The organism is Mesorhizobium sp., assembly GCF_004963255.1.
Lineage (GTDB): Bacteria > Pseudomonadota > Alphaproteobacteria > Rhizobiales > Rhizobiaceae > Mesorhizobium.
Genome location: NZ_SUGA01000088.1, coordinates 1 through 1,332, shown reverse-complemented (window position 1 = coordinate 1,332; position 1,332 = coordinate 1). Strand labels below are relative to the sequence as shown.

1 protein-coding gene is annotated in these 1,332 nt (G+C 62.8%); it reads right to left on the bottom strand.

Going from position 1 to position 1,332, the window contains the following annotated elements; genetic code table 11:
- Positions 1–188 precede the first annotated feature (188 nt).
- Entirely contained in the window at positions 189–1,094 is a 906-nt protein-coding gene (locus tag E5X34_RS32530) for a transposase (protein WP_292573307.1), read from the bottom strand.
- Positions 1,095–1,332: the final 238 nt, after the last annotated feature.

The window sequence follows — 1,332 nt, the reverse complement described above, 5'->3', positions numbered from 1 at the left end:
AGGGCATATGCGCTAAGATAGCGTTGGCATGGCTTGAAACTTGCGTTTTCGTGGTGGCTCTTGCCAGCGATGTCGCAAGGCATGGAGATTTCGGCGCAGGATTGCCAAGGGCGGCTGAGTAAAGATCGCGGCGATCAGGGAGGCGACGATCTGGCGGGTAGCACGCCACAGCAACGGACGCCCCTCGCTCAAGGGGGAGAGACACCCAACTCCTGCGAGAGGGGTTCGGTCACAAGCGCGATGAGGAAGTGGGCAAGTATCCAAGGTTTTGCAATCCTTGGGTCTTTGGCGGGAGGCGCGCGCAGCCCAATCAGGCTCTTCAGGCGCTTGAAGGCGAGCTCGATGCGCCAGCGCATGCGGTAGAGCTTGAGAACCGTGCCGGCGGGAAACTCCTCCCGGTCCAACGAGGTCACAAGGATGACGAAGCCGGCCGCAATCAGCGTCTGCGGTTGAACCTTGTTGCCCTTGGCCTTGGCTTCCTTGTTGATTTTGCGCCGCGCTTCTTGGGCCGCGGCCTCGGATTTGCGCAGGGCGATCAGGCGCATCTTCACAGGCTCGCCCTTCTTGAGGGCCAGCCGGACAGGCGTTTCGAAGACCTCCTCGCGGCGGCTCTCCAGGTGGCCGATGAGATCGAACGCCTCGCCGTTGGCGTCGAGCCATCGCGCATTCTTCCACGATGCGCGCACGACAACGTCGCCGCCTTGCGCCATGACCTTGGCGATCCGCTCGGCCTGCAGATAGACGCGGTCGCCGATGCGGATCTCGCCCGCCACAACCGGCACGCGGTCGATCAGCTCGGCCTCGCTCTGGTCGGTGATATCGAGGAAATCGAACTGCTCGCGCTCAAGATCGAAGGCACAGTGCATGCGCCAAAGGCCATTGTTCTTCTTCTCATGCGCACCGGCCTTGGCAACCGCCGTCGCATCGAGGATGCGGATCAGCCGGCCCTTGGCCAGGCCTTCTTCCTCGCGCTGCAAAAGATGCCCGATCAACTGCTGCAGCCATGGCCCTGCATTGCGCAGCCGGCCGAGCAAGGCAACGTCCGAAATGTCGGCGATCCCGCTCGCCGCCGCCCAGGCCACAACGCCCCGCATACCCACCTTGCCAAGGCAGTAAGCCAGCGTCAGGCGCAACAGATCGCTCGCCGACCGGATGCCGCGCGGGCGCAGGAACGCCTTCGTCTCGCGCGCACTTCCTGCGATCAACTCTTCACCGCCGAGAAGCTCAATCGTCTCGGCCCAGCCTTCATCAACAAGCGATTCGTGTGTCATCCCCAGCGTAGAATCACAACCGATTCCGCGCCGCAATGCCTATCTTAGCGCATATGCCCAC

Excerpts from the sequence above, each read along its gene's own strand:
- E5X34_RS32530 (WP_292573307.1), bottom strand. The coding sequence starts at position 1,094 with ATGCGGGGCGTTGTGGCCTGGGCGGCGGCGAGCGGGATCGCCGACATT.